Source organism: Candidatus Terasakiella magnetica (genome assembly GCF_900093605.1).
In the GTDB taxonomy this organism is placed as follows: domain Bacteria; phylum Pseudomonadota; class Alphaproteobacteria; order Rhodospirillales; family Terasakiellaceae; genus Terasakiella; species Terasakiella magnetica.
On record NZ_FLYE01000023.1, the window covers coordinates 284,996 to 307,912 of the forward strand.

At 45.9% G+C, this 22,917-nt stretch carries 24 protein-coding genes; 11 read left to right on the plus strand and 13 right to left on the minus strand.

All coding sequences use genetic code 11. The features are described from left to right. Nucleotides 1-263: 263 nt before the first annotated feature. Complete coding sequence (hemA, locus tag MTBPR1_RS10615) at nucleotides 264-1,481, plus strand: 5-aminolevulinate synthase (protein ID WP_069188981.1); 1,218 nt, start codon at nucleotides 264-266, stop codon at nucleotides 1,479-1,481. Nucleotides 1,482-1,649: 168 nt separating this feature from the next. Continuing rightward, entirely contained in the window at nucleotides 1,650-2,222 is a 573-nt protein-coding gene (locus MTBPR1_RS10620; RefSeq protein ID WP_069188982.1) for a hypothetical protein, read from the plus strand. On the opposite strand, the gene MTBPR1_RS10625 is transcribed toward MTBPR1_RS10620, so the two are convergent. The 3 genes from MTBPR1_RS10625 to MTBPR1_RS10635 all read right to left on the minus strand — a co-directional run bounded on the left by MTBPR1_RS10625 (nucleotide 2,219) and on the right by MTBPR1_RS10635 (nucleotide 3,899). After that, nucleotides 2,219-2,590, minus strand: a complete 372-nt coding sequence (locus MTBPR1_RS10625) for a response regulator (protein WP_069188983.1) — start codon at nucleotides 2,588-2,590, stop codon at nucleotides 2,219-2,221. The genes MTBPR1_RS10620 and MTBPR1_RS10625 overlap by 4 nt on opposite strands. Nucleotides 2,591-2,690: 100 nt before the next feature. Further along, nucleotides 2,691-3,062 (minus strand): response regulator transcription factor, encoded by a 372-nt coding sequence (locus tag MTBPR1_RS10630; RefSeq protein ID WP_069188984.1) that lies wholly within the window; start codon nucleotides 3,060-3,062, stop codon nucleotides 2,691-2,693. Nucleotides 3,063-3,155: 93 nt separating this feature from the next. Further along, a complete protein-coding gene (locus tag MTBPR1_RS10635) occupies nucleotides 3,156-3,899 on the minus strand; it encodes an SDR family NAD(P)-dependent oxidoreductase (RefSeq protein ID WP_069188985.1) in 744 nt (247 codons plus the stop codon). Nucleotides 3,900-3,943: 44 nt separating this feature from the next. On the opposite strand from MTBPR1_RS10635, the gene MTBPR1_RS10640 reads away from it, so the two are divergent. Both MTBPR1_RS10640 and MTBPR1_RS10645 read left to right on the plus strand, forming a co-directional pair. Continuing rightward, nucleotides 3,944-5,476, plus strand: coding sequence for a bifunctional aminoglycoside phosphotransferase/ATP-binding protein (locus MTBPR1_RS10640; RefSeq protein ID WP_069188986.1), 1,533 nt, complete (start codon nucleotides 3,944-3,946; stop codon nucleotides 5,474-5,476). A gap of 54 nt (nucleotides 5,477-5,530) precedes the next feature. Further along, nucleotides 5,531-6,397, plus strand: coding sequence for a universal stress protein (locus MTBPR1_RS10645; RefSeq protein ID WP_069188987.1), 867 nt, complete (start codon nucleotides 5,531-5,533; stop codon nucleotides 6,395-6,397). On the opposite strand, the gene MTBPR1_RS10650 is transcribed toward MTBPR1_RS10645, so the two are convergent. Continuing rightward, entirely contained in the window at nucleotides 6,394-6,975 is a 582-nt protein-coding gene (locus MTBPR1_RS10650; RefSeq protein ID WP_069188988.1) for an SOS response-associated peptidase, read from the minus strand. The genes MTBPR1_RS10645 and MTBPR1_RS10650 overlap by 4 nt on opposite strands. A gap of 2 nt (nucleotides 6,976-6,977) precedes the next feature. Then, the gene (locus MTBPR1_RS10655; protein WP_069188989.1) at nucleotides 6,978-8,192 is read right to left on the minus strand and encodes an ABC transporter substrate-binding protein; all 1,215 of its coding nucleotides are present in this window, start codon (nucleotides 8,190-8,192) and stop codon (nucleotides 6,978-6,980) included. Between the two features lie 98 nt (nucleotides 8,193-8,290). Between MTBPR1_RS10655 and MTBPR1_RS10660 the strand changes: the two genes are divergently transcribed. Beyond that, the gene (locus MTBPR1_RS10660) at nucleotides 8,291-8,956 is read left to right on the plus strand and encodes a D-glycero-alpha-D-manno-heptose-1,7-bisphosphate 7-phosphatase (RefSeq protein WP_069188990.1); all 666 of its coding nucleotides are present in this window, start codon (nucleotides 8,291-8,293) and stop codon (nucleotides 8,954-8,956) included. Here the strand turns inward: MTBPR1_RS10660 and MTBPR1_RS10665 are convergent. Then, nucleotides 8,953-9,411, minus strand: a complete 459-nt coding sequence (locus MTBPR1_RS10665; RefSeq protein ID WP_069188991.1) for a MarR family winged helix-turn-helix transcriptional regulator — start codon at nucleotides 9,409-9,411, stop codon at nucleotides 8,953-8,955. The genes MTBPR1_RS10660 and MTBPR1_RS10665 overlap by 4 nt on opposite strands. A gap of 61 nt (nucleotides 9,412-9,472) precedes the next feature. Continuing rightward, nucleotides 9,473-10,060 carry an LOG family protein gene (locus tag MTBPR1_RS10670; RefSeq protein WP_069188992.1) on the minus strand — a complete coding sequence of 196 codons (588 nt, stop codon included), beginning with the start codon at nucleotides 10,058-10,060 and terminating at the stop codon, nucleotides 9,473-9,475. A 54-nt stretch (nucleotides 10,061-10,114) separates the two neighbouring features. Between MTBPR1_RS10670 and MTBPR1_RS10675 the strand changes: the two genes are divergently transcribed. Both MTBPR1_RS10675 and MTBPR1_RS10680 read left to right on the plus strand, forming a co-directional pair. Then, nucleotides 10,115-10,972 (plus strand): hypothetical protein, encoded by an 858-nt coding sequence (locus MTBPR1_RS10675; RefSeq protein WP_069188993.1) that lies wholly within the window; start codon nucleotides 10,115-10,117, stop codon nucleotides 10,970-10,972. An 85-nt stretch (nucleotides 10,973-11,057) separates the two neighbouring features. Beyond that, the gene (locus MTBPR1_RS10680; protein WP_069189044.1) at nucleotides 11,058-12,020 is read left to right on the plus strand and encodes a LysM peptidoglycan-binding domain-containing protein; all 963 of its coding nucleotides are present in this window, start codon (nucleotides 11,058-11,060) and stop codon (nucleotides 12,018-12,020) included. Between the two features lie 15 nt (nucleotides 12,021-12,035). Here MTBPR1_RS10680 and MTBPR1_RS10685 read toward each other — a convergent pair whose 3' ends face one another. Beyond that, entirely contained in the window at nucleotides 12,036-12,677 is a 642-nt protein-coding gene (locus MTBPR1_RS10685) for a hypothetical protein (RefSeq protein ID WP_069188994.1), read from the minus strand. Nucleotides 12,678-12,857: 180 nt separating this feature from the next. On the opposite strand from MTBPR1_RS10685, the gene pssA reads away from it, so the two are divergent. Then, nucleotides 12,858-13,673 carry a CDP-diacylglycerol--serine O-phosphatidyltransferase gene (gene pssA / locus MTBPR1_RS10690; RefSeq protein WP_069188995.1) on the plus strand — a complete coding sequence of 272 codons (816 nt, stop codon included), beginning with the start codon at nucleotides 12,858-12,860 and terminating at the stop codon, nucleotides 13,671-13,673. Between the two features lie 69 nt (nucleotides 13,674-13,742). On the opposite strand, the gene MTBPR1_RS10695 is transcribed toward pssA, so the two are convergent. After that, complete coding sequence (locus MTBPR1_RS10695; RefSeq protein WP_069188996.1) at nucleotides 13,743-14,165, minus strand: hypothetical protein; 423 nt, start codon at nucleotides 14,163-14,165, stop codon at nucleotides 13,743-13,745. Between the two features lie 197 nt (nucleotides 14,166-14,362). Between MTBPR1_RS10695 and MTBPR1_RS10700 the strand changes: the two genes are divergently transcribed. Further along, entirely contained in the window at nucleotides 14,363-15,079 is a 717-nt protein-coding gene (locus tag MTBPR1_RS10700; RefSeq protein ID WP_069188997.1) for a response regulator, read from the plus strand. A gap of 2 nt (nucleotides 15,080-15,081) precedes the next feature. Then, nucleotides 15,082-16,491 carry an ATP-binding protein gene (locus tag MTBPR1_RS10705; RefSeq protein ID WP_083223036.1) on the plus strand — a complete coding sequence of 470 codons (1,410 nt, stop codon included), beginning with the start codon at nucleotides 15,082-15,084 and terminating at the stop codon, nucleotides 16,489-16,491. Nucleotides 16,492-16,625: 134 nt separating this feature from the next. Here the strand turns inward: MTBPR1_RS10705 and MTBPR1_RS10710 are convergent, their stop codons facing one another. The 4 genes from MTBPR1_RS10710 to MTBPR1_RS10725 all read right to left on the minus strand — a co-directional run bounded on the left by MTBPR1_RS10710 (nucleotide 16,626) and on the right by MTBPR1_RS10725 (nucleotide 20,610). Further along, the gene (locus MTBPR1_RS10710) at nucleotides 16,626-17,309 is read right to left on the minus strand and encodes an orotate phosphoribosyltransferase (protein WP_069188999.1); all 684 of its coding nucleotides are present in this window, start codon (nucleotides 17,307-17,309) and stop codon (nucleotides 16,626-16,628) included. A 158-nt stretch (nucleotides 17,310-17,467) separates the two neighbouring features. Continuing rightward, nucleotides 17,468-18,868, minus strand: coding sequence for a TRAP transporter large permease (locus MTBPR1_RS10715; RefSeq protein ID WP_069189000.1), 1,401 nt, complete (start codon nucleotides 18,866-18,868; stop codon nucleotides 17,468-17,470). Then, nucleotides 18,868-19,521 (minus strand): TRAP transporter small permease, encoded by a 654-nt coding sequence (locus MTBPR1_RS10720; protein ID WP_083223037.1) that lies wholly within the window; start codon nucleotides 19,519-19,521, stop codon nucleotides 18,868-18,870. Before MTBPR1_RS10720 ends, MTBPR1_RS10715 begins: the two co-directional genes overlap by 1 nt. A 102-nt stretch (nucleotides 19,522-19,623) precedes the next feature. Continuing rightward, complete coding sequence (locus MTBPR1_RS10725) at nucleotides 19,624-20,610, minus strand: TRAP transporter substrate-binding protein (protein WP_069189002.1); 987 nt, start codon at nucleotides 20,608-20,610, stop codon at nucleotides 19,624-19,626. A 526-nt stretch (nucleotides 20,611-21,136) separates the two neighbouring features. Between MTBPR1_RS10725 and MTBPR1_RS10730 the strand changes: the two genes are divergently transcribed. After that, nucleotides 21,137-22,876 carry an ATP-binding protein gene (locus MTBPR1_RS10730; protein ID WP_069189003.1) on the plus strand — a complete coding sequence of 580 codons (1,740 nt, stop codon included), beginning with the start codon at nucleotides 21,137-21,139 and terminating at the stop codon, nucleotides 22,874-22,876. The last annotated feature ends 41 nt before the right edge of the window (nucleotides 22,877-22,917 follow it).

The following is a 22,917-nucleotide window of genomic DNA, read 5'->3' on the forward strand; positions in this document are numbered from 1 at the left end:
GTCATATGTTACAGCATATGGCGTGTGATACCGCCTAAAACCACCTCGCGCCAAGGTCTGTGGCCGTATCCACCCATGACAATAAGGCTTCAATTTCCTGTGCGTGTGTAAGTCACCATGATTTCCATCAGCTCTAAAGCTTAAAAGAGCAAAAAACCAAAAAAAGAAACTTGGACACAATGAGGTCACAATCATTGGGTAGGACTCTGTAACAGATAGATAGGGGACCCGGGCTATTCACTATTCCCGGTACGGAGAAGAATATGAATTACGAAAAGTTTTTTGCCGAACAAATCAGCGACCTTCAAGATGAGGGGAACTATCGGGTTTTTGCCGATCTGGAACGCAAAGCGGGTAACTTCCCACAGGCGAGTAATTATCGCGATAGCGGCGTGGAAGAAGTCACCGTCTGGTGCTCTAATGACTACCTCGGTATGGGCCAGAATGAAGAAGTTATGGCAGCCATGCATGAAGCATTGGATAAATGTGGCGCAGGTGCGGGCGGGACACGTAATATTTCCGGCACAAACCACTATCATGTTCTTTTAGAAGAAGAGCTGGCAAATTTGCATAAAACCGAAGCGGCGTTGATTTTCACATCCGGTTATGTGGCAAACTTTACAGCCCTTTCTACATTGGGTTCAAAAATGCCCGGTATGTTGGTTATCTCTGATGAATTAAATCATAACTCCATGATTGAAGGTATTCGTCTGGGCCGTAGTGACAAGACAGTCTTTAAACATAACGATCTGGAAGATTTAGAGCGCATTTTAAAAGAACAGCCGCTTGATCGCCCTAAAATGATCGCTTTTGAATCTGTTTATTCCATGGACGGCGATATCGCGCCTATTAAAGAAATTTGTGATTTGGCAGATAAATATAATGCCATGACTTACATTGATGAAGTTCATGCCGTGGGCCTCTATGGTGAGCATGGCGCTGGTGTGGCTGAGCGCGAAGGGCTGATGGACCGTTTAACGGTTATTCAAGGCACCATGGCCAAAGGTTTTGGTGTTGTGGGTGGATATATCGCAGGGACCAAAGCGATGTGTGATTTTATTCGCTCATTTGGTCAGGGCTTTATCTTTTCAACTTCCATTCCACCTGCTGTGGCAGCAGGTTGTCGCGCCTCTATCCAATATGTGGCAAAGCATAATGAGATCCGGGTGAAACATCAGGCAAATGCCAAAATGTTGCGTGAGAAACTTGATGCTGCTGGGATCCCACATATTGAAAACCCCAGCCATATCGTACCGGTCATGGTGGGGGACCCTGTTTTATGTAAGCAGGCAAGCGATATGTTGATGGAACAATTTAACCATTATGTACAGCCCATTAACTATCCGACAGTGCCAAAAGGTACAGAGCGTTTGCGCTTTACGCCATCGCCTTTCCACACTGAAGAGATGATGGATGAACTTGTTTCTTGCCTGTCTAAAGTCTGGGAAACTTTGTCTTTGCAAAAGGCTGCTGCACAATAGGTTTTCTCTCGTTTCTCCCCTATGATTGAGAAGAGACAGTGTTTATGCGCTGTCTCTTTTTTTATTTCACGAAGCTATTGCAAGGCATTGTGAAATAAGCCATATCTGAACTGCGCTATAGTAGCGAAATATGCTACAGTCCATGAGGAACAATAAAAGTGGCTTACCATGTATGCTGATAACACATTAACACCAAAAGAAGCCGTCAGGCTTTGTGCGTTGGGTACCCTTGCCCAAGGCGGTGTTGCCCTGCGTTATAGTGTGCTCGCCCATGATGCCCGTCATTTTATGAGCCGCGTGACCGGCCCCTCGCTTGAGTTGATGGGCACATCGCTTGAGCTTTTAAAGTTTGAAGGCTTAATTGCGCCATCAGAAGGCCAGGGCATGGAAGATGATGCCTTGATGGAGTTGACAGATAAAGGCCAGCAAGAACTTCAAAACTTGCTGCTCGCGCGCGTTCGTGCAGAAAGCAGTGATCTAAACAAGCTGATCATCACATTGAAATTCCGTTTCTTGCATCTTTTGCCCATGGAAGAACAATGTAATCAGGTTGATAGCCTGTGTGATGCCGCCCAAGCAGAATTGGCCCGTCTTGGTGACTTGCGTGATAATCACTGTGAAGAGACAGGCCATCTGACAGACTGGCTGGATCATGATCTTGATTTGATCGAGAAACGCCTTCAATGGCTGGAAAATATGCGCAATGCGCTTTATGAAAAGGCGTTTCCTGAGGGGGCTTAAGCGCTTTTTAAATGAACTTCCAAACCGTTTTTAAAGATATCTGAAGATAGCTCTTTTTGTAGATACCCAGCAGCACCATAGTGAATGCAGCTTTCAGCAACCACTGTGTTATTGTTAGCTGTGAGCATAACAATCTTTGCAGTAGGGTCTGTCTTTATAAGGCTCTTTAAGGTATCAATCCCGTTTCTGTTAGGCATTTCAATATCAAGCAAAGTAAGATCAGGCTTGAGTTCATGAAACATTTCTTCAGCTTCGATACCATCATTGGCTTGACCAACGACAGTTGCACCCATTGTTTCAACAATAACTGCCATCATAGTGCGTATTGTCTGGGTGTCATCTACAATTAAGACCTTTGGATTGTTCATTTAGCGCCTATTATAAAAAGTTGTGAACTTGATTTTATCTATAATTAAGAATTAATCGCATTTGTGAAAAATTCAAATTAAAAATTATATGAAAATCAAATTAGCAAGCTTCAAGGGTTTTATTTAAGCGTTGTTTAAACAGGTGCGGGGATAGACCTTTTTGAAGAAAATCACGCGCACCGTTGCTCATACAACTTTCAGCCACAGCTGTATCATCATGGCCTGTCAGCATGACAATATTGGCTGTTGGGTCCATCTTCTTTAGGCTGCGCAGGGTTTCAAAGCCATTTTTTTCCGGCATCTCAATATCTAAGAGGGTGAGGTCAGGACGGTGTTTAAGGTACATTTCTTCTGCTTCAACACCGTTTTGAGCTTGGCCAACCACATCACAGCCCAGTGCATCCATTAAGGTGGACATAAGCGTGCGGATGGTGGGGGCATCATCCACAATGAGTACTTTTGCTTTCGACATATCAATTCTCTTTTTCTCATAATTATTTTAGGGATATATATGCCTAATTTACTCAAAAAGATAGTATTGATACTGCTTAAGTATTAGTCCGTATTAAAACAGGTGCTGTCCACCCGTGAGCCACATTTCAGTTCCGGTGACATAAGATGAGTCGTCGGAGCAGAGATAATAGATGGAAGAGGCCACTTCATCGGTGGAGCCCATGCGATTAAGTGGGATGCGCGGGATGAGGGTTTCATATTCTGGCTGGATCATGTCGGTTTGAATTTCACCCGGTGCTACGGCATTTACGCGCACACCAATGGCGGCAAATTCATTTGCCATCTCGCGGGTAAGGGCAGAAAGGGCGGCTTTTGAAATGGAATAGGCCGAGCCTGCAAAGGGATGGATATAATGTCCAGCAATGGAGGTCACATTGACAATCGCCCCACCACCACGGTGAAGGGCAGGCGCAAAGCCGCGCGATAGTTTGAGTGGAGCATAAAAATTAAGGTCAAACACCTGGCGCCATGCATCCAAATCCCCATTCAGGCAGCCAAGACGTTCCTTATAAGGTGTTTTGGGCGACATGCCTGCGTTATTGACCAATGCATGCAGTGGGTCATCCCCTAAAAGCGCGTTGGCCTCTTTGACGAAATTTGCAAGACTGTCGTCATCACTAAGATCAGTTGGATAATGAAAGGCGTAATTGGGGTCACGCATACATTCTTCAGGGACATCTTTGCGCGCACATGTAATCACCCGCCAGCCTTTTTTAAGAAAATGCTGTGCAGTTTCATGGCCAATTCCTTGACTGGCCCCTGTAATCACTGCTGTTTTTTGTTCTGTGTTTGACATAGTATGAAGAGAGTAACCCTACTTTCTTGCAAGGACAATCATAAATGCAGCAAAGCGAAGTTATTGAATTTCTTTCAAAACCTGAAACATATGGTTTGCCTGAGGGCGAGCGTGTTGAGCGTTTTGATACTCATATCTCCATCGTTTTTTTAGCAGGGCCCTATGCCTATAAGCTCAAGCGCGCCATTGCTTTGCCCTTTGTTGATTTTTCAACCCTTGAAGACCGTGAGAAATATTGCCGCCTAGAGCTGGAAATCAATAAAAAACGTGCTGAAAATTTATATGTAGATGTCATCCCGGTGTGTTTTGATCAGGTCCTAAGCCTTGATACCAATGGCTCTGCGGTGGATTGGCTGGTGAAAATGAAGCGCTTTGATCAAGACCAGCTGTTTGATTTTTTATGTGAAAAGGGCTCATTGTCAGCAGCAGATATGGAAGCCCTGACAGATCATATTGTCTCTTGTTATGAACAAGCTGAGGTTAATCAAGAATATGGTGGGGCGAGTGGGATAAAGCGGGCATTTGAAGGCCATTATCAGGCTTTTGAAAGCTGCCCAGAGGGTGTTTTACCCCTTGATGAAATTACCGCCCTTAAGGAAAAGGTTGCTGCAGAGATCAAGCAGCATGAAGCTCAGTTAGAGGATCGTTGTAAAACAGGCTATGTGCGCAAATGTCATGGGGACTTACACTTGCGCAACATTTGTTATTTCCAAGACCAGATCACACTTTTTGATGCCATTGAATTTGAGCCCGATTATGAAATCATCGATGTACTCTATGATCTGGCCTTCTTATTGATGGACTTATGTCATCGCGGCAGGCTTGATCTCGCCAATGTGGTGATGAACCGCTATATGGGGCTAACAGGAGATGTCTCAGGCCTCAATCTGTTGGGGCTGTTTTTATCATCGCGCGCAATTATCAGAACCCATGTGAATGCTGTGGCCTCGCAAAACCAAGCAAGCCCTGAGGCTCGCAACTATTGGGAAGAAGATGCACGTCACTATTTGGATGAGGCACAAGGCTATTTAGAAAAAGGTCAAAAGCCAGCCCTTATTGCCATTGGTGGTTTATCAGGCACAGGAAAATCACGCCTCGCAATGGGGCTCGCACCCGAATTGGGGCAAAAGCCCGGAGCCTATATTGCACGCACAGATATGATCAGAAAACGGATCATGCGGGTAAAGCCCCATGAGAAATTATCAGAATATGGCTATCGGGAAAGTGTCACCAAACATACCTATAACACGCTTTATGTTGAGGCTCAGTTCGCCCTTCATAGCGGTTATTGCGTTATTGTCGATGGGGTTTTTGCCAAAGAAGAAGAACGCACAAAACTCGCTGAAATTGCTCAGGCGATGGAGGTGCCATTTGCGGGTTTCTGGCTGGAGGCTCCGCAAGAAGTGTTGGAAAAACGTGTGGCGGCGCGCGAAAATGATGCCTCTGATGCGGATGTTGAAATCGTTAAGATGCAAGCAGGGTATGAGCTTGGCGAAATGACATGGCAGAAACTTGATGCAACGCTCACGGGGGATGAACTTATTGAAAAAGCACAGAAGTATTTGACCAAAATCTAGTCAGTCGTGCCAAAAAAGCGTATGATATTAGACTGATAAACAAAGGAGGCTGTCATGTGCATGAAATCTATCCTTGCGCCCATCGATGGTGCAAAATCGTCTCATGCGGTGTTAAATGCCGCCTTTCTCATTGCGCAGGAGTTTTCCAGTCATATCAATGTGCTCAATGTTAAACCTGATCCCAGATCAGCCATTCCGTTATTAGGCGAAGGTATGTCTGGGGCCATGATTGAAGATATGATCAATATGGTTGAGGTTGAAGGCACAGAACAACGCGCCAAAGCCCATAGCTTTTATAAAAGCGCGCTGGAAAAATACGCAGCCATTGAGGCCTCGCAACCCGTTGGTGACGATAAAGTCACGGTGCAATGGTTGGAAGATCAGGGCCGTGATGATGAAATTATCGCGCGCTACGGTCGTTTGGCTGATATCATTCTTGTGCCAAAGCCTGTGGAAGAAAATGAGGTTTATTCCACCCTTGCCCTTAATGCGGCCCTGTTTGAAACCGGGCGTCCCATGATGCTTTTACCTGAAATGCCCCTAGAGCATTTTCCCAAAACCGTTTCAATCTGCTGGAATGGCTCCATGGAAGGTGCGCGTGCTGTGTCAGCTGCAAAACCATTTTTAAAACATGCAGATGCCGTGCATATCATTACAGCAGATACTTCTGCGACAGATAAGCCTGTGGGTGGGGAGTTGCTTGATTATCTGCAATGGTACGATATTAAAGCAGAAGCGATCTTTTTCACCCCTGCTGGAAAATCCGTTGGTCAGGCGTTGCTGTCAGAAAGTCAAAAACTCGGGGCAGAATTGATGGTTATGGGCGGTTATACCCACAGCCGTATGCGTGAACTCATTTTAGGGGGTGCGACACGTGATGTGATTGAAAATGCGCAAATCCCCGTGATCATGGGCCATTAAAAGAGTTTGAGCTGTGTCTGTGCGGGCTTTTCTTCGCTCACCTCAAAAGCGATGTTTTGCGGTGGGGCGAGCAGCTTGCTGAGGTCTTGTGTTGGTATAGCTGTATCAAGCCATTGGTCATAAGCATTGGGTGCAATAAGAACGGGCATGCGATTGTGAATATGGGCAATTTCTGGGTGGGGTGCGCAAGTGAGAATGCAAAAATGCTCATTTGCTATAATGCCAGCCATAGCAAATTGATCCACAGACTTAATCGTGATCCTGTTTTTAAATTTATCAGCTTCTTCTTTGCGATATTCAAACCAAGCACTTGCCGGGATAAGGCATCGGTTTTGATGAGCCTCTCTAAAGCTGTGTTTTTCAAACAAGGTTTCACTGCGGGCGTTGATGAGAGGCTTTGGTGACCAATCTGTTTTAAAGCCCCATTTCAAAAGGCTTAGCGTCTCTTTTGTAATTACCGCTGTTTCATCGGTTGGGCGCACGGTTTGTTTGTCTGGCCTTCTTTCAGGCACAACAGAAATGGCAAAAGTTTTTATAATTTGCTGAAAGGTGAGTTGGTTTTCAAAGGTGGAACACATGGTTATATCTGAGGTCGTCTTTCTTTGATAACCGCTTCTGTTGGCCAAAATTCAGGCCCATCGGCATAATACCAGTCCGTCATGATGTTTTTACCTTCATGGTGGCGCAAGCGTCCGATAAAGGCCCCCATTGAAGATTGGTGATCGCTTTTTCGAAAATGCACCATGCCAAGGGGCCTGTCAAAATAGAGCCCTTCAAAATGGCGATGAAGGTCGTTTTTATCTTCCTCTTTATGCTGCTTATAGGCACTTGCGATAGAGAGAAGGGTCATATAACCCACAAGAGAGCCCAGCATGGGCGGTTCTTCAAACCGGGCGAGGTATTTTTTGACAAACTCTTTATGGGCATGGGTTTGGATTTGGTCCCATGGATAGCCCGTGACAATCCAATTATCACAGGCGGGTGAGGTGATCCTATTTAAATATTCCGGCTCACCCGTAAGGAGGCTGACAACGGATTTATCTTTAAAAAAGTCGCTTTTTTCTGCCTGTGTGATGAGCTTTTCCAAATCAGATGAAAAGGTCACGTTAAAGAGGGCATCAATGTTTTTATTGGAAAGATTGTTGATCACTTTTTCAGGATTGATGTTGAACAGCTCGACCCATTCATCATGGATAAATTCCACATCGGGGCGTGCTTTATTGATGAAACTTTTGAAGTTCTCAACAGCGGAGCGACCATATTCATAATCTGGCGCAATGCAGGCCCAACGCCCAACAGGAAGTTTCGCGGCCTCTTTTGCCAGCATATGGGCTTGGGTATAGGTACTTGGGCGCAGGCGGAAAGTATAAGGATTCCCTTGTTCTAAGGTGAGCTCATCACTTAAAGGTTCCGCTGCAATAAAAGGGATTTGGCTTTGATGGGCATATTTTGAAACAGCTAAACCCACATTGGAAAGAAAAGTGCCACTAAGGATATCAACGCCTTTTTGTTCAACAAGGAAACGTGCTGCATTGACAGCTTCTGAAGGCCGTCCCTTATCATTTTGCGACAGTACTTCAATGGGCTTGTTATTAATCCCGCCACTGATATTGACCTGTTCAAGGGCAAGGGTCCAGCCTTTGCGATAGGGCAGGGTGAAACGGTTGATGCTGGGGATATAGCTGTTGATGTCGCCAATAAGGATGGGTTTGTGACGGGCATGGACAAGGGAGGGCAGGCTCAGTGCGGCTGCACCTCCAATTGCGATTTTAAGTACATTGCGTCGAGTGAGCATAGGGCACTTCCTTCACATTCCACCTTGTTCATAGTATAAGCTGACATGCATTCCTGCAACATGTTCCCCACCGCCGTCTTAAAGTTAATGAGAAATCCATGAAAGCTGAACTTCCTGCAAATGTAACACTTGGTTCTGACCATATCTGGTGTCAGGTTTTTGAAAGTGCAAAACGGTTTGAAACGCCAAGGCCCGCCTTGTTTCTGGATCGTGACGGGGTGATTGTGGAGGAAGTGCATTATCTGCATAAAGTTGAAGATGTCGCCCTGATAAAAGGGGCAGCAGATATTATTGCACAGGCCAATCAGCGCGATATTCCGGTTGTGATTGTTACAAATCAGTCAGGGCTGGCGCGCGATATGTTTGATTGGCAGGATTTCAACGCCGTGCAAGAACGCATGCATGAACTGCTGGTAAATGAAAATGGGGCTTATGTGGATGCGGTTTATGCTTGCCCCTTTCATAAAGTGGGCAAAGAGCCGTTTAACCATCCCTCACATGAAGCGAGAAAACCTAATCCGGGTATGTTGTTGCGTGCCTTTGATGCAATGGCTATTACAACGCAAGGCTCATGGGTTGTTGGGGATAAGGCAGGGGACTTAAAAGCCGGATTAAACGGTGGGATTTCAGGTGGTATGCACGTGCTAACAGGCCACGGCCGTGATGATGGCGAGGTGGAGAATGCACAAAACCTGCAAAGTGAGACGTTTGAGGTCAAGATGTTGAACTCCATTGCTGAAGTTCAAATCAACTCGATATTTTAGTCATTAGGCCCATAATGGATATAATCGGTCCATGTGCGCTCAAGACGTTTTAAGGCTTTTAGCGTCACTTCAACTTCAATAGGTGTTAAACCAAACGCTTTCATGGTTTGAGCGTGATGGTCTTCCATTTTCTTTAAGTTTTCAGTGAATTCAAGCGCTTTTTTGGTCAACTTTACGTTGACGGATCGACGATCATGTGGAGAGCGTTTTTGCTCAAGAAAGCCCGTTTCGGTTAGTTTCTTAATATTGTAAGAAACGTTGGAACCTTGATAATATCCTCGCTCGATTAAATCCCGTATCGCGATTTCTTCATCGCCAATATTGGCAAGAAGCAATGCTTGAACAGCGTTTAGATCTTTAATTTCCAAACGGTTTAATTCAGCGCGCAACACATCAAGAAAGCGACGGTGCAAACGTTCGATCATTCGGGTGAGATCGAGATATTCTTTTTTCATCCTACTGCCCTAGAATCCCTATACCTGATTTACTTATGACATGATCATGATTTGATTTCAATCAGAGATGACTTGTGAAAACCTCTTCTAGCACATCGGGAATGTCTTCAAAACACTCAAATACAGATTTTGCGGTTTTTACAAGGCAGTAAAGGTCGCGCACGCCTTCATGGGCAAATCCTCCCGCAATGGTTGCTTCTACAAGTTGATGAAATGGTTGCCAGTAATCTTTGGTATCTAACACAATGATGGGCTTGTTATGCAGGCGTAGTTGTTTCCATGTCATAATCTCAAATGTTTCATCCATGGTGCCCAAGCCTCCGGGCAGTACGATAAAACCGTCTGATTTTTCAAACATGGTGCGTTTTCGCTCATGCATGCTTTCTGTGATAATCAGCTCGCTCAGGCCATGGTGACCGACTTCATGTTTTTGTAAAAACTCTGGGATAACGCCTGTTACACGCCCGCCATGATCAAGGATTTCTTGGGCAATGATACCCATAATGCCGATTGAACCACCGCCATATACCAGTTCAATTTCCTTCTTCGCCATCATGCGGGCCAGTGCTTTGGCTTCTTCAACATATGTTGGATCATTGCCGTTTTTTGACCCACAAAATACACATAGGGATTTTGGTTGAAAGCTCATTTTAGCCCCGCTTTTTGAAACGCTTTGGTAACTCTTTGGCGTTATCTTAACATCATGACGGATTTATTTAACAGCGCCTTGTTTCTCTCTCTTCTTTTCCCCGCCATTACGGTGATGGGGGTCGTGCCGCTTTTGCGTTGGGCACTGAGTGGTGAAAAGCAGGAAGTCTTTGCTTCGCTCAGCATCGGCCTTGGCTGCCTGATGGGGGTGATCACAGCCTTTGGACGGGTGGGGGAACCTTTCCAGTTTGGTATGAATGCCATGGCCTATGGCCTTGGTTTTGTAACGATATTTGCGTTGGTCTATAGTCTTTTATTTAACAATCAAATACTTAAATTGCTCAGTAGTATCGCTGCTATCCTTATTTGGGTGTGGATATTAACCGGCATGTCCCTTGAACTTGAGATGTTGATAAAAGCATCTTTGGCAGGAAGTGTCTTGTTGGTGCTTAGTCTCGTAATTGGGCTTAAATCAAGAGGGCAGTTTGTTACAGCTCAAAACTTGGCAAGTTCTGTTATTCCCTTAATCATTATGGCGGCCACATTAGGCCTGTTTGCTTCTTGGGTGGGCGATATCATGGCGAGAAACTTTGCCATTGCCCTTTGTGTGGTTGGGGTTTGTGCATTATTTTGGAAAATCCCGAAATTTGCTTTTAACTTTCAAGAAAATGCCATTTTACCACTGTCTTTAAGTGTGGCGGCATTGGGCTGGGATATGTGGCTTCAAGGTCATACACCTTTATTGAGTTTGGCTTGCCTGAGCATGGCCCTTTTTAGTCATCGCGCTGTTGAAAAGCTACTTGAAGGGCGATCTTTGCGCATTATAGGTCTTCAACATCTGGTCTTAGTTGCATTTTGTCTGCTGCCTGTGGTGTTGAGCCTTGTTTTTTTTGATATTTTACGGGCCTTGTAAGATTTCTTGAATTGCGCTTACACTCGTTTAGGTCTAGTCTGTTTGATAATTGAATAGGACATATACTTACGGGGTGGAGAGTAATTTGCGTTCAATCATTCTTATTGGCTTAGGTCTTGTTGCTGCTGGCGTTGCGATTTTTTTGACAATGTCGGGCGATGATGATGCCACATTAAAGGCACAGCAGAATGAAGCGCAAAAATCAGCCCCTGCTGTGACGGCGACGAAAAAAGCCACCAAGAAAACCCAAAATGTCATTCCAAGCTTTGATGTGGTGCGCCTAAACCCAGATGGGGATGTGGTGATGGCAGGGCGTGCAACGGGCCTTGCAGAAGTCACCGTGTTAGATAGCGATACGGTCCTTGGGAATATTAAAGCAGATAATCGTGGGGAATGGGTGTTTTTACCCACAAGCCCGCTTGAAACGGGTGAGCGCGAATTAAGCCTGCGCAGCTTGAACCCTGATGGTTCGGTTATGACATCCAAGGATATTGTCGTATTGATCGTGCCTGAAGTTAAGGGCGAGACAGCCTTGGCTGTGACCATGCCACGCGATGGTAAAGGTGCTGTGAAAGCCTTGCAAGTGCCTGGTGCGCAAGGGCTAACCCTTTCCATTGATGCGGTGAATTACGATGAAAAGGGCCAATTGTCCATTTCAGGTGCTGCACCGGAAGATGGCGTGGTCTTTTTATATCTGGATCAAAACTTCTTGGGCAATACGGTTGCGGATGATCGCGGCAGTTGGACCCTTTCACCAGATAAAAGCGTTAAGCCGGGTGTCTATCAGCTACGTGCAGACCATGTCGATGAAAACCAAAAAGTCCTCAATCGTGTGACTATTCCTTTTGCACGTGCAGAAAATGATACTGAAATTCCAAAAGAGCGCCGCATTGTCGTGCAGCCGGGCAACAGCCTATGGCGCATTGCGCGTCGTGTTTACGGAACGGGCTATGATTTTGCGGTGATCTATCAAGCTAATGAGGATCAGATCAGTGACCCAAATCTGATTTATCCCGGTCAGGTTTTTGAAATTCCTGAAGGGCAATAAGCTTAATTCGCTTTTTTATTTAGGTTTGATTTTTACTTTTGGAGTCAGTTTGACTTTAAAGGTTTTATGGGCTTTGACCACAGGCTTTAAAGTAACGTTTACTTTTTCAGCATCCGTTTGTTCTTCTTCAACAAGGCTATCTTGTTTCTTTTTATAATGCGCTGGTGCGGGGGTGCTGGCCTGTTTGGGCGGCTGTAAGATTGTTACAAGCTGCAAGTAAGGCTTGACCATTAAGAGGACTTTGGTTGTTTCTGCCAAAACCACTTTGGGCGAGAGGGAGCCTTCAAACTCGATCGTATCAATCAAAAGAATGTTTTGTTTGCTATCTACTTGGACACTTCCGCCCAAGGCGCGCCCTGCTGCGCGCACAACGGCGAGAACATTGGCGCGCGAAAAAGCGCTTTCATAGGTATAGGGTAATTTACCAATAGCCCCATGAATATGCAGGTGGGACTTGGTGCCACGTTGTTCTACATTAACCGAAAACCAGTAACCTTGATATTCGACCATAAAGTCGAGATCACTTTTACCCGAAGACAGCATGAGTTCTTTGCCATCTGCTTCAATTCTATCTGTTAGGGATAAAGCGCCGCTTTGGACTGCGCTAAATTCCACCAAACTTTTGGCTGCTTTTGGAAAATCTGTCGAAGTACCCACCAAAACAATCCTATTTTTTATACATTTAGCTCAATCTAACATGCATTGTTGATGCAAACAAATCATATAATTAAAGACAGTTGAGTTGTAATTTGATAGCTTGTGGCTTAAGAAGGCGGGCTGAAAAACGGTTCGCCTCTAATAAAATTAAAGACCTGTGCACGGGTGAAGTGAGATAAAATGACAGAGAAACCTCGTCCCAAACTAAGAAGATTACCGATCAATCGGTTGATCCCCAATATGTTGACGGTTTCTGCCTTGTGTGCAGGGATGACAGCGATTAACTTTGCTTCTCGTGAAATGTGGGAGGCTTCTGTTTTTGCCATTGTGGTTGCGGCAATTTTAGATGGGCTTGATGGTCGCGTGGCCCGCATGTTAAATGCACAAAGCAAGTTTGGCGCAGAACTGGATTCTTTATCGGATTTTGTCAGTTTTGGTGTGGCCCCGCCTATGATCCTGTATTTCTGGGTGTTAGAAGGTGCGGGCCGCGTGGGCTGGGTGTTTGTGCTGTTCTTCTCTGTCTGTATGGCGTTGCGTTTGGCACGCTTTAATACCGCCCTTGAAGATCCAAATAAGCAGGCATGGGAGAATAATTTCTTCACAGGCGTGCCAGCTCCGGCTGGTGCCTTGTTGATTATGTATCCGCTGGTACTGTCTTTCATGTTTGGGGATGATCTCTTTAGAAGTCCGTTTATGGCAGGCTTCTTCCTGTCTATCATCGGGGGCTTGATGGTCAGCCGCATTCCAACCTTTTCCTTTAAAAAGGCGAAAATTCCAGCAGCTTATGTCTTGCCGGTGATGATTGCAGTGGGGCTTTTTGTCGCCTTTTTGGTCAGCGCACCTTGGGCGATGCTCTCGGTTATTGGAGCGATTTATCTGGGCAGTATCCCCATGTCTTTCCAATCCTATCGCAAATGGAAAAAACGCGCTGCCGATGGCGAGTTGGAAGAAGACGAAGAAATAGATGTAGATACATCGGTCAAAGAAGATAACTAAAAAAGAAGGGCTCCAAAATTGGGAGCCCTTTTAGTTTGTCGGGGAGGGTATGAATGAAGGGGAGAGGGCTTAGCGCATTGGGCCTTTGAAACCTGTTTTTGGGTCAACCACAAAGGTTTCAACAAGGGAATTGTCTTTGGTGACCAGCTGGGCAATGATTTTGCCGTCTTTATCCAGTGTGACTTCACCGACTTTTAGATTGTCGTTGCCGCGCCACGCCAGCTTGCCTTCCATAATTTCTTTTACGCGCTCTGGTGTGAGTTTGAGGTCAAAATCACCATCTTTCATGAAGCGGGCCATGTGTTTGCCGCCCATAAAGCCCATGCCCATATGCTCACCACGGTGCATGTGACCATATTCACCACCTTTGCCATATTTGCCTTTAGGGCACCAGCCGCGACCATCGTCATCGTCATCGGCAATGGCCATTGTGGTTAAGCCAACAAGGGCGAGGGCACTGACAGCGCTAAGAATAAGTGTTGTGCGTTTCATTGTAAGTCTCCTATGAGGTAAGATGTTGGCGATCAGTGTGTTCGCCCTTTCGATACATTCATTAAACACCCTGCCTGTAACGCTTATGTGTCGAAAAACGCCCTAAAAGGTGACTGATTGTTTCAGAGCCAAATTCTGTTACAGTCTGTTACAGTAATGCCCGATACCTGTTTAAAAGAGTGCGATATAGTAAGGTTATGGATAAGCAAGCACATATACTCGTCGTTGATGACGACCGTGAAATCCGCGATCTGGTCGCGAAGTTTCTCAAACAGCATAATCTGCGTGTAACCACCGCACAGGATGGACGCGAGATGAAACGTGCTATTGAAGACTGGGCCATTGATCTGGTAGTTCTTGATGTGATGATGCCCGGTGAAGATGGCTTGACCCTATGTCGTAACCTGCGCGCGAGCTCAAACCTGCCTGTGATTATGTTAACGGCAATGGGTGAAGATACTGATCGCATCATCGGGCTTGAAATGGGCGCTGATGATTATATCGCCAAACCTTTTAACCCGCGTGAATTGCTGGCCCGCATCAAGGCTGTCTTGCGCAGAACAGGCGCGATGCAAGAGGCACCCGTTGATGAAAATGTGGAATGTTTCAGGTTTAATGGTTGGGAGTTTAAGCCCGATCAACGTGAGCTTTTAAATGAAGAAGCCGTGCTTGTGTCGCTAAGTCGGGGGGAGTTTGAACTGCTTGATACATTTGTGCGCCACCCCAACCGCGTGCTTAATCGTGACCAGCTTTTAGATATGGCACGTGGGCGTGAAGCCATACCGTTTGATCGCGCTATTGATGTTCAAGTTAGTCGCCTGCGCAAAAAATTAAAAGATGATCCGAAAAACCCAGCCACAATTAAAACAGTGCGTGGCGGGGGCTATATGTTTTCTGCCAAGGTGGAGAAGTGATCATGCGCTTTATCCCGCAAACCATGTTGGGGCGGACCCTTGCCATTGTTATCGGCCTTATTTTGCTGGTGCAAATTGGCGGCGGGATTGTACATTATCGTGAATGGCGTAATTTTACCGAAAATGCTGAGCGCACCCAGCTCATTGAACGTATGGCGACCTATGTGAAATGGATGAATGCAGCAACGCCTTTGCAACGCAAATTTCTGCTGCAATCAAATCGCTTATCGGGCATGCGGGTATGGCAGTCTAAAACCTCATCCATCCATGAACCTTCAGATTGGTTTGGGGTTGAGTCTTTTGTGCGCAAACGTCTGGCTAAAAAGCTTGGCGGTATTGATGAAAAACGCATTCGTGTTGAAGATGCGGTTATTAGAGGCGGTTTTAAGGATCGGTTTTATCACCGCGATGATGATGACGACGATGATGAGGAACATGAATGGCGCGAACATCGCCGCCATATGTTTGAGGGTCGCCAAAAGCCGAAAATCCTCGTGGCTGTGCGTCTTGATGATCGTAGCTGGCTCAATATGAAAGTCGCTTATGAGGGATTGGGTAAACCGGTTTTACCTCCTTTTGTCTTGCCGTTTTTTGTCATGACCATTGTGATTGCGCTGCTTGCCATTTTTATTATGCGCCGGGCAAACAAGCCTTTGAGCATGATGGCAACAGCCGCAGACCGATTGGGTCGTGATGTAAACGCCCCACCTATGGAAGAAACGGGCCCGCGCGAAGTACGTGAGGCTGCCCATGCCTTTAACGAGATGCAAACACGCTTGCGTCGTTTTGTGCAGGATCGCACCCATATGCTGGCGGCAATTTCCCATGATTTGCGCACGCCCATAACCCGTATGCGTCTGCGTGCTGAATTTGTTGATGATGACCAACAACGTGAAAAAATGCTGGCTGATCTGGATGAAATGGAATCTATGATCGCTGCCACCATGGCCTTTGCACGCGATGATGTGGCAAATGAAGCGGTTTCCCAGATTGATCTGGCGGCACTGGTGGAAAGCCTGTGTGAAGACATGCGCGAAACAGGCGGGGATGTGACTTATGAGGGCATGGATGAACTTGCCTTTAAAGGCCGCCCTGTGGGGCTTAAACGTGCGGTGAGTAACCTGGTTGGCAATGCGTTGAAATACGGCACAGCCTGTACGGTGAGCTTAGCCCAAGAAGAAAAACAAGTAGTCATTTGCGTGAGGGATGACGGTCCCGGTATTCCTGAGGCGGACCTTGAAGAAGTCTTCCAGCCCTTTAGACGTGTGGAAGCCTCGCGCAATAAAGAAACAGGCGGTGTTGGCCTTGGCTTGGCTGTGGTGCGCTCCGTCGCCCATGCCCATGGCGGGACAGCAGAGTTGCGCAACTGTGGTGAGGGCGGGTTAGAAGCAAAACTGATTTTGCCTGTCTAAAAGAAAAGGCCCCTGTGAAGGCAGGGGCACAATCTTTTTTTTTTAAGGCATCAGCATCGGCACAACGAAATAGCCGATAACGCCAAGGGCAAGGATTTTAACCGAGACCCAGAAAGCGAGTTTCTTAGGTGTCATTATTCACCGCCGTGCTTTGAGGACCAACCCAGTGGGTCTTCAAGGAATTCTTTTACGCCTGCGATCTTTTCAGGGGTGAAGTAATCGCCTTTTTCGGCCACATGCAGCACATCCCACCAGTTACATAAGTAGTGCAGGGTAACGCCTTCTTTATCCAGTTCTTCCAACGCACCGGGGATAACACCGTAAAAGAAAACCACAAAAGCGTCATTACAGTGTGCACCCGCATTGCGAAGGGCATTTACGAAGTTGAGTTTTGATCCGCCATCCGTTGCGAGGTCTTCAACCAGCAAGACGCGCTTGCCTTCTTCCATATGACCTTCGATTTGGGCGTTGCGACCAAAACCTTTTGGTTTTTTGCGCACATAAAGCATGGAGGCTTCAAGCTGGTCTGCCATCCAGGCTGCATAAGGGATACCAGCGGTTTCACCACCAGCGGCATAATCAAAGACTTCAAAACCGGCATCTTGCTGGATTTGGTGTTTTGCAAGGTCCATGACAGTGCGACGGGCACGGTTAAAGGAGATGAGTTTGCGACAATCAATATAAACCGGGCTGGCTTTACCAGAAGTCAGGATATAGGGCTCTTCCGGGCGAAAGTTAATGGCTTCGATTTCGAGCAGAATTTTTGCAACGGTTTCACCAGTTTTCTTGTGTTCATCAGAACGCGCGATAATAGCCATATGTCTCTATCCTTCGAATTGGAAAATATTTGACATGTTTGTAGAATCAAATGAGGCGAAGATCAACAAAGAACACGATGTATCACCTCTGGAATAAGCAAAAAAAAGGGCCGCCATAACAGCGACCCTTAAGGTAGTAGACACATGGTCTAGGTTGATTATTTATATCCTTGCATCTGATCAATAAAGTTCGGCAGGAAGAGTGAAATCTGCGGAATATAAGTGATCAGGATCAAGAAGATGAGCAGGAGTGACAGCCATGGCAGGGCAGCTTTAACAGCCCAGCCGATGGAGTGGCCCGTAATACCTGCCGTTACGAACAGGTTGAGCCCCACAGGCGGCGTTATCATCCCGATCTCCATGTTCACCACCATGATGATACCCAGATGGATCGGATCAATGCCGAGCTGAACAGCAATTGGGAACAGGATCGGTGCCATGATCAAGATGATCGCAGAAGGTTCCATAAAGTTACCAGCAGCCAAAAGCAACAGGTTCACTACAATCAGGAAGCCCCACCAAGGCAGGCCCCAGCCCACAATGGTTTCAGCAATGGTGTGTGGGATACGTTCCGTTGTTAGTACATGGGCAAACAGCATGGCATTTGCGATGATGAACAACAACATGATGGAGACTTTTGTCGCATCAAGGAGAACCTTGCGCACATCCGGGTCGTTGATACATTTTGGCAGGGCAACGACGGATTGCATGACGGCGCGCCCAATTAGGGCAATGCCGTGCTCTTTTTCATTTTTCCATGCTTTTTCTTTTAAAGGCCCCATGTCGCGATAGACAAAGACCGAAACAAAGAAAGCGTACACGGCAGAAACAGCCGCGGCTTCAGTTGGTGAGGCAACCCCACCGTAGATGGAGCCGAGAACGATCACGATCAACATGATCCCGCCCATGGCACTCATCATGGATTTGAAAAGCTCTTTTACACCGGGGAAAGGTTCAGACGGAAGGTTCATGACGCGCGCTGCGATATAGATGGCGATCATCAAGATCAGGCCCATCATAATGCCCGGAATAAAACCAGCCATAAACATTTTTGAGGCGGAAACCTCAGTTGCGGCAGAATAAACCAGCATCACAATAGATGGCGGGATCAAGATACCGAGCGTTCCGGCATTGGCGATAACGCCGGCACCGAATTTTTCAGGATAACCAGATTTAACCATACCTGCGATCACGATGGAACCAATGGCAGCAACCGTTGCAGGGCTAGAGCCTGATACAGCGGCAAACAACATACAGGCCAGTACCGATGCCATGGCCAGACCACCTTTAATATGGCCCACAACAGCAATGGCAAAACGGATCAAACGTTTGGCAACACCACCTGTGGACAAAAAGGCAGAAGACAGAATGAAGAAAGGAATGGCAAGCAGGGTGTAATGTTCAGATAGCGCCTCAAACATTTTTAAGGCAATAGAAGCCAGTGAGTCACTGGAGAACAATAAAATAGTACTTACAGAAGATAGGCCAAGCGCAACAGCGATGGGCATACCCAAAAACATACAGCCAAATAAGGCGACAAAAAGGAATGCAATAGTCATTATTTGGTTACCTCTTCATCATCACTCATATCATCAAGGTTTACTTTGTCAGCATCAATGCCTTGTTCTTCCAAGGCTTCTTTTGCTTCATCAGCCATGTGCATTTCAATCCATTCACCTGTGACCAGTTTCTTGAGAACTTCAAGGAAACGATAGGCAAGCAGGAGAAAACCGATCAAAAGCGGACCATGGGCAAACCACATGGGCAAGAGGGGTTCTTCTTCATCAATTTTGAAGGTATCCCACATCATGCTCTCAGGAATAAGGGCCATTAAAATAGACGGTGTCGGCATGTCTTCCATGGCGAGACCGATTTTATAAACTTTGGCAAGATAGACCCACGCACCCATCAGGATGAGAACGCAATATAAAAGGCAAAGCAGAACGGCAACGATACTCACAAGACGTTTGACTGGTGGGCTCAGTAAGCGAACCACGGCATCAACACCAATATGTGCGCCAACTTTTACGCCATAGGAGATACCAAAGAGGACAAACCAAGCTGATGCGTGAAGCGTAAGCTCCTGCGCCCAGTGAATGCCCGTGTTAAAGCCAAAACGAAGGACAACTTCGATAAATACAAGAAGTGTCATAAAGACGAGCAGGAAGCTCAAGACGCCTTCTTCTAATTGGCGGGTGAATTTTGCAACCATCACAATGCCCCGATTTGATTGATACGGTAATTAAATATTCAGATAGATAAAGAAACACCCCTTAGGTGAATGAACGCCTAAGGGGTGTCTTTTGCAGACAGCTTAGTTATTGGCTGCGATTGCAGCATTCAGAAGGTCTGTGCCAACAGCGCCTTCGAACTTAGCCCATACAGGCTTCATAGCTTCAACCCACTGCATGCGCTCAGCAGCAGTTAGATCGAGAACCTTAGAACGACCAGATGCTTCGATTGCAGTGCGGTCACCCGTTGCTTTTTCAGCAGCGATTTTGTTACCGTGAGCAATAGCTTCATCCAGTGCTTTTTTAACTTGTGGGCGGATGTCAGCAGGCATGCCGTCCCAGAATTCAGTTGAAGATACTACAAGGTAGTCAAGCAGACCGTGGTCGGATGCTGTGATGTATTCTTGTACTTCAAAGAATTTCTTAGAGAAGATGTTTGACCAAGTGTTTTCCTGACCATCGATCGCTTTTGTTTGCAACAGTGTGAAAACTTCAGAGAACGGCTTTTTCAGTGGAACTGCGTTCACAGCTTCAAACTGAGCAGACAAAACGTCAGAAGACATGATACGGAATTTCAGGCCAGATGCATCAGCAGGTGTGCGAAGTGGCTTGGAAGCAGAGATTTGCTTCATACCGTTGTGCAGGTAACCCAGACCAATGATGCCTTTTTTCTTCATAGAACCAAGAAGTTTCTGACCGGCAGGGCCTTGCTGGAATTTTTCAGCAGCAGCCATGTCTTTAAACAGGAATGGAAGATCAAACAGTTGCAGTTTCTTTGTGAATTTTTTGAATTTAGACAAAGAAGGTGCAGCCAACTGAACGTCGCCAAGCAACATAGCTTCAAGAACTTTGTTATCACCATAAAGCTGTGAGCTTGGGTAAACTTCTACTTTAACTTTGTCGCCAAGACGTTCTGCAACAAGGTCGCGGAATTTGTTAGCCATTTGGCCTTTTGGAGTGTTTTCAGCAACAACGTGTGAAAACTTGATTACTATTGGATCTGCAGCAGTTGCAACAGTTGCAGTCATCATAGCAGCAGCGGCAAAAAGGCCAGCGGTTAGCTTACGCATAAGGAAAATTCCTCCCAGTTAATACAAGATAGCGAAGGCGGCATGTTAGTTTCATCTGTAGGGTCATAAAACCAACTTTCCCATTGCCGCGCTTTCGCTGAAGTTAATTACTTTAAGCAAAGAAAGTACGATTAAGGTGACAAAGCAGAAGCCTGAAGAGAAGAAGGAAAAAGCCCAAAAGCCGCAAAAAAAGGGATGTGCAGTGCAATATTAGATATTTTCTTGCGTTGGCAAAAAACGATGGGTGGAAACCCGCCAAAAGGGTAAAATACCTATGGCGGATTTCCGCCAATCTAAATGTTCATCTGCTGAACAATGCCTTAGCTATGCAAAAAATACATAGCTGAAATGAGGGATTCGCAGTAATACTCAAGCCAATTTTATAGGTCAGGCCCTTACTCCCAAAATATGATAGGCTGGGTACTGCCTGATTTATCGACGCTGAGAGTATTATGAGCTAGCCAGGACGTGCAAAGCCTCAGAACTCTTTATGCGTCTCATTATATTATTGCACAGGATGGTTATTGTGAACGCCCCCTTAGCTCAAGAACATGCAGCCTCTATAAGTACGAATAATCTGGGGCGCAAAAAAAGGCTTTATTTGCTAAGTGCTATTGTTTTTGGTGTTCTCATCACACTGGCAGCCATCTGGGATATTCGTACATCTAAAGCACTTGTTTTTAAGCAGGCAGAAGAACAAGCCCGGTCTTCCTCATTTCTTGTCTCCGCCTGGATCACGGGTTCCTTTGAGGTGGTGAAACATGAGAATAGAGCGCTTCGGGCCAAGATAAAGCCCTCTGATTTGATCATTCCCCCCATAGATATAAAGCGACATGAAGAACTTGCAAAGTTTGTGGTAGAGGAAGGGAAAACCATTCCTCAGATATTAAGTCTGGGGTATATGGATGACGAATGTCGTGTGGTTGTAGGGGCCACAAGAGGTGTTTATCGCTTAAACGGTAAGGCTTTCCCCAACAAAGCGTTTGAAGGGGTGACGATCCCCATTGGCAATTCTTATAGTTATCAGGATTTCTGTCGTGGCTTGATGGATTTTCCAGAAAGGGAGGATTATCTCTCTAAAATATATGAAGGCTATACCAAAGAAAATACCATGGCCTATGTTCATCGCCTGCGTGATGAGAAAGGGGAATTCGTCGGCATTTCAGCCATTTCCTTTACCATGTCTTTTTTCCAGCAATGGCTTAACAGGTTAGACCTTAAAGATATCGGTGTCTTTGCCATTACCGACCTGGAGGGCAACCTCCTTGCACAGTTGCCCCAAACAACCAAGCGACTTCATAAGCAAAAGCTGGATGAGGCTTTTTTTAAGTTTTTACCTAAAGAGACAAAAAACAGCCAGTCAGAAACTAATCAGAATATTGAGGGTGAAAATCATATCCTTCACTTTGAGCGTGTCACAGGACTGCCTTTTTATGTTGTAATCGCTTTGGAAAAACATGCATTGCTTGGTGCGTGGCGCGGTAAATTATATGGTTATAGCGTTGGTTTAATTTTGATCTGGTTACTTATTGCGGTTTCTGTGCGCGAACATTTTCGCACGGTGGATCAATCTGTCCAATTGCATGGTTTTGCCATGCAGGAACGATCAAAAAATGAAGAAAAAGCCCGTTTTCTGGCCATGCTTTCCCATGAGCTAAAGACACCGCTTTCTGTGATCCGCATGGTTCTTGGGGCAAATACGATAAGTGATCAAATGCGCGAAACTGCTGAACAGGCCGTTAATGATATGGATTTTGTCATTGGGCGGACTAAGGATGTGGAACAGTTAGATGCAGAGAAAATTGAGCTGCATCTTTCAGACTGTGACATAGTAGAAAACTTGAATGAAATTATTGAAACATTGGCACAAGCAGACCGCTTCACGATTGTAGGTGGTCCTCTTGCAATCATTGAGAGCGATAAGCATTTATTGATGATGGTTTTGTCAAACCTTCTTCATAATGCCATCAAATATAGTGACCCTAAAAAAAGCATCATCCTTGAGCTTGGCCATATTCAAAGAAATGGTGTTGAGATGGTGGAAATCAGCATTGCCAATTATCCCGGTCAAGCGGGTTGGCCTGACCCTGATATGGTTTTTACTAAATATTATCGCCATGTAAAAGCCCATCGCATTACCGGAAGTGGTCTGGGGTTATATCTTGTCTCGGGGCTCACCACCTTATTACAAGGGGCTATTGAGTATAAACCGGATGAGGAGTTGATCCGCTTTGTTGTGCGTTTGCCACTGTCACTGAAAGGGTGATGAAGGTAACTGTAGGTTTTCTTTTTGCAGCTGCGGTTAAT

What these genes read in the sequence shown, in the direction of transcription:
- MTBPR1_RS10675 (WP_069188993.1), top strand. Translation starts at nt 10,115, where the DNA reads ATGACGGATTTATTTAACAGCGCCTTGTTTCTCTCTCTTCTTTTCCCC.
- hemA (WP_069188981.1), top strand. Translation starts at nt 264, where the DNA reads ATGAATTACGAAAAGTTTTTTGCCGAACAAATCAGCGACCTTCAAGAT.
- MTBPR1_RS10715 (WP_069189000.1), bottom strand. Translation starts at nt 18,868, where the DNA reads ATGACTATTGCATTCCTTTTTGTCGCCTTATTTGGCTGTATGTTTTTG.
- pssA (WP_069188995.1), top strand. Translation starts at nt 12,858, where the DNA reads ATGACAGAGAAACCTCGTCCCAAACTAAGAAGATTACCGATCAATCGG.
- MTBPR1_RS10625 (WP_069188983.1), bottom strand. Translation starts at nt 2,590, where the DNA reads ATGAACAATCCAAAGGTCTTAATTGTAGATGACACCCAGACAATACGC.
- MTBPR1_RS10640 (WP_069188986.1), top strand. Translation starts at nt 3,944, where the DNA reads ATGCAGCAAAGCGAAGTTATTGAATTTCTTTCAAAACCTGAAACATAT.
- MTBPR1_RS10635 (WP_069188985.1), bottom strand. Translation starts at nt 3,899, where the DNA reads ATGTCAAACACAGAACAAAAAACAGCAGTGATTACAGGGGCCAGTCAA.
- MTBPR1_RS10650 (WP_069188988.1), bottom strand. Translation starts at nt 6,975, where the DNA reads ATGTGTTCCACCTTTGAAAACCAACTCACCTTTCAGCAAATTATAAAA.
- MTBPR1_RS10660 (WP_069188990.1), top strand. Translation starts at nt 8,291, where the DNA reads ATGAAAGCTGAACTTCCTGCAAATGTAACACTTGGTTCTGACCATATC.
- MTBPR1_RS10645 (WP_069188987.1), top strand. Translation starts at nt 5,531, where the DNA reads ATGTGCATGAAATCTATCCTTGCGCCCATCGATGGTGCAAAATCGTCT.
- MTBPR1_RS10695 (WP_069188996.1), bottom strand. Translation starts at nt 14,165, where the DNA reads ATGAAACGCACAACACTTATTCTTAGCGCTGTCAGTGCCCTCGCCCTT.
- MTBPR1_RS10705 (WP_083223036.1), top strand. Translation starts at nt 15,082, where the DNA reads ATGCGCTTTATCCCGCAAACCATGTTGGGGCGGACCCTTGCCATTGTT.
- MTBPR1_RS10725 (WP_069189002.1), bottom strand. Translation starts at nt 20,610, where the DNA reads ATGCGTAAGCTAACCGCTGGCCTTTTTGCCGCTGCTGCTATGATGACT.
- MTBPR1_RS10620 (WP_069188982.1), top strand. Translation starts at nt 1,650, where the DNA reads ATGTATGCTGATAACACATTAACACCAAAAGAAGCCGTCAGGCTTTGT.
- MTBPR1_RS10700 (WP_069188997.1), top strand. Translation starts at nt 14,363, where the DNA reads ATGGATAAGCAAGCACATATACTCGTCGTTGATGACGACCGTGAAATC.
- MTBPR1_RS10720 (WP_083223037.1), bottom strand. Translation starts at nt 19,521, where the DNA reads ATGGTTGCAAAATTCACCCGCCAATTAGAAGAAGGCGTCTTGAGCTTC.
- MTBPR1_RS10630 (WP_069188984.1), bottom strand. Translation starts at nt 3,062, where the DNA reads ATGTCGAAAGCAAAAGTACTCATTGTGGATGATGCCCCCACCATCCGC.
- MTBPR1_RS10710 (WP_069188999.1), bottom strand. Translation starts at nt 17,309, where the DNA reads ATGGCTATTATCGCGCGTTCTGATGAACACAAGAAAACTGGTGAAACC.
- MTBPR1_RS10665 (WP_069188991.1), bottom strand. Translation starts at nt 9,411, where the DNA reads ATGAAAAAAGAATATCTCGATCTCACCCGAATGATCGAACGTTTGCAC.
- MTBPR1_RS10670 (WP_069188992.1), bottom strand. Translation starts at nt 10,060, where the DNA reads ATGAGCTTTCAACCAAAATCCCTATGTGTATTTTGTGGGTCAAAAAAC.
- MTBPR1_RS10655 (WP_069188989.1), bottom strand. Translation starts at nt 8,192, where the DNA reads ATGCTCACTCGACGCAATGTACTTAAAATCGCAATTGGAGGTGCAGCC.